Annotated in this window: 2 protein-coding genes; one reads left to right on the top strand and one right to left on the bottom strand. The window is 57.6% G+C overall.

Annotated features, from left to right (window positions below; genetic code table 11):
• Window positions 1-241 precede the first annotated feature (241 nt).
• Window positions 242-1,879 carry an alkaline phosphatase D family protein gene (locus tag H0V78_05550; GenBank protein MBA2351254.1) on the bottom strand — a complete coding sequence of 546 codons (1,638 nt, stop codon included), beginning with the start codon at window positions 1,877-1,879 and terminating at the stop codon, window positions 242-244.
• A 402-nt stretch (window positions 1,880-2,281) separates the two neighbouring features.
• Here H0V78_05550 and H0V78_05545 point away from each other — a divergent pair.
• The coding region (locus H0V78_05545) for a magnesium and cobalt transport protein CorA (GenBank protein ID MBA2351253.1) at window positions 2,282-3,033 on the top strand (752 nt) is incomplete at its 3' end.

Here is a 3,033-nt window from a genome sequence, read left to right as displayed (position 1 = left end):
CCACCATCACTTCCAGCTTCGCGCTGGCTTTTTTCATGGCCCGAAGGTGCAGTACTGAGAGGCTTCGCGGCCTATGCCAATTTCACCGCATCCGTTCCGGTGCCGCAGGATACTGATTTTCGGTGCTGGACCGCGTGTTGATAAATACCGTGTTGCGGCCCGACCCAGCTGTCGTCCATCGTCTCGTCCATCGATAGCCGGGCGCGGCCTGTTGCGACCCGGACCTCACCTTGCCGCAAACTCACGCTTTATCGGAATCGTCCTCTTCGTCGTGGCGATGAATCGATCCGACCGGATCGAGCGCCTTGCTGAATAGCACCACGTCATCGATGTCCTTCAGATTTACACGCATAACGCCGCTGTACGCATCGATGTTGACTTCACCGAAGAACTGCAAGCCGGCGTAGGGCGAAGTGTTGGGTTTCGGCGGAAACTTCTGGAATACGAGTTGCGGCCCGAAAGTGTTTTCGAGCACGCCGGGGCCGAATGAGCCGGCGTTGAGCGGGCCGGAAACGAATTCCCAGAACGGTTCGAAATCCTGGAACTGCGCCTTGTTCGGATCGTAGTAATGCGCGGCGCAGTAGTGGACATCCGCCGTAAACCAGACGACATTTTTGATGCGCTCGTGCTTGATGGCGCGCAGTAACGCGGCGATTTCGAATTCGCGGCCGAGCACCGGGCCGTCGCCGTTGGCGCTGTTTTCAAAGCGTGGGCGGCCTTGCGCGTCCATGCCGTCGCCGACGATCAATCCCAACGGCATATCGGATGCGATCACTTTCCACAGCGCGCGCGACTTGCGCAATCCCTGCTTCAGCCATTCGATCTGCGGATAGCCGAGGAACGCGGTTTCCGCGCTTTCCGTCGTTTGCCGATTGAAGGTGTTCGGGCCGCGATAGCTGCGCATGTCGATGACGAACACGTCGAGCAGCGGCCCGTACGAAATCTTGCGGTAAATCCGCTCCGATTCTTCGATGCCGTTTGTTCGCAGCGGCGCGTATTCGAGAAACGCCTTGGTGCCGCGCGCGACCAGGAGCGGAATGTCCTTCACCGTATACCGCGCATCGGCCGACAGATCCTTGCCGGGCGACCAGTTGTTGGTGACTTCGTGATCGTCCCATTGCCAGATCTGCGGCACTTCGGCATTGAAGCGGCGCACGTTTTCGTCGAGCAGGTTGTATTTGTAGCGGCCGCGAAATTCCTTGAGCGTTTCCGCGACCTTGGAGACTTCCTCCGTCACGACATTGCGCCAGATGCGCCCATCTTCAGCGGTCTGCTCGGCCATGATCGGCCCATCGGCATAGATGGTATCGCCGCTGTGAATGAAGAAATCGGGGCGCAGCTTGCGCATGGTTTCGTAAATGCGCATGCCGCCGAATTCCGGATTGATGCCCCAACCTTGCCCGGCTGTATCGCCGCTCCAGACGAAACGGATATCGTGCGGATAGCGCGACGCTGTCGTGAACATGCCGATCACAGGCTCGCTCAGCACGCGTTCGTTCGACAGATCCTGAAATGTCGCGCGCACAAAAATTTGGCGACCGCGTGGCAGGCCGGTCAGAGCAACGCGCGCGGTGTAATCGGTATCGTCAAGCGCGTAAGGACCGCGCACTTGCTGCGGGTTGCCAAAATCGGGGGTGTAGTCGTACTCGACGAAAAGCCGGGCAGGTCGATCGGTGCGGCTCCAGATCACAGCGCTTTTCGATCCGGCGTCTCCGACCTGCAAGCCATCGCTGATAGCGGGGCGCGAGCCATCGCGCGTGATCGACGCGGGCGCGGCAAACGACGGTTTAGCGAGCGCCGCGGGAAGCGCGGACGAGCCGAGCAGGAGCCCGGAGGATTTTAAAAAGTTGCGGCGTGCGGGTTTGACAATGTCGTTCATGACAGCTCCTCGTGGGGATGGACGGGAACAACTGTCACGAGATTAGCCCGCGAAGATAACAGCGTGATGACGCGTGCGGGAGTTGAAAGCAGCTGATCGAGCGTGCCGATGCATTCCTTCAACTTTGCTCGCACAACAAAGCGAATCTTGATGCGGCCGTTGGTTAAACCCCGCGTGAGCAGCCGAAGCTCGATGCGTCCTGCGCGCCGCTCAAGGAAGCTTCCAATCCACGGAGCATGCAAAAATCGGTGCTAAAATTTCGCGTGGTTGACCACTGCTACCTGCTTTCAACGCAACCGAAAATCCCGCCGAATTGGTGCAGCTTATCAGCACATGATTGGCGTGCTGGCTGATCGTGCGTCAGCGTCACTTTCAATTGAATAGGCAAAACGTCAGATATCCATGGACATGGTAGTCAACTGCATAGCGTATAAAAATGGAGCGCGGGTCGGCGCGGTTACGATAGAAGACATCAGCGAAGTTTTGAAGCAGGAGGGTACCTTTATCTGGCTGGGCCTGCACGAGCCCGACGAACCGTTATTGGACAAGATCAAGGAAGAGTTCGGCTTGCACGAGCTGGCGATCGAAGATGCCCACAATGCGCACCAGCGGCCGAAACTGGAAGAATACGGCGACTCGCTCTTCGTCGTACTTCATACCGCGCAGTTATTGGAGAACTCGATCAAGTTTGGCGAAACACATATCTTCGTTGGCCGCCGCTTTCTGGTATCCGTGCGTCACGGGCCTTCGCTCAGCTATGCGAAAGTCCGCGAGCGCTGTGAATTGGCAACCGAACGCCTGGCGCAAGGGCCGGGGTTTGCGCTCTATTCGATCATGGATTTTGTCGTCGACAATTACCGTCCCATTGTCGACTCCCTGCACGAGAGACTCGAAATAATAGAGGCGGACATTTTCAAACAACGTTTCAGCCGCGACTCCCTGCAGGATTTGTACGAGCTGCGCAGGCAACTTGTTTTGCTGCAGGCAGCAGCGGAGCCGCTCCTCGATATCTGCAACACCCTTATACGTTTCCATACCGACATCATCCCGAAAGAAGCGCGCGCCTATTTTCGCGATATCCACGACCACGTCAAAGGAGTCACGCAAGCGACCAATAGCATGCGCGAGATGCTGACAATCGCCATGCAGGTCAA

The sequence above is a fragment of the Burkholderiales bacterium genome (genome assembly GCA_013695435.1).
Classification (GTDB): Bacteria; Pseudomonadota; Gammaproteobacteria; order Burkholderiales; family JACMKV01; genus JACMKV01.
The sequence above is the reverse complement of the archived record's forward strand: the minus strand, read 5'-3'. Positions and strand labels throughout refer to the sequence as shown.

Excerpts from the sequence above, each read along its gene's own strand:
- H0V78_05550 (MBA2351254.1), bottom strand. The coding sequence starts at position 1,879 with ATGAACGACATTGTCAAACCCGCACGCCGCAACTTTTTAAAATCCTCC.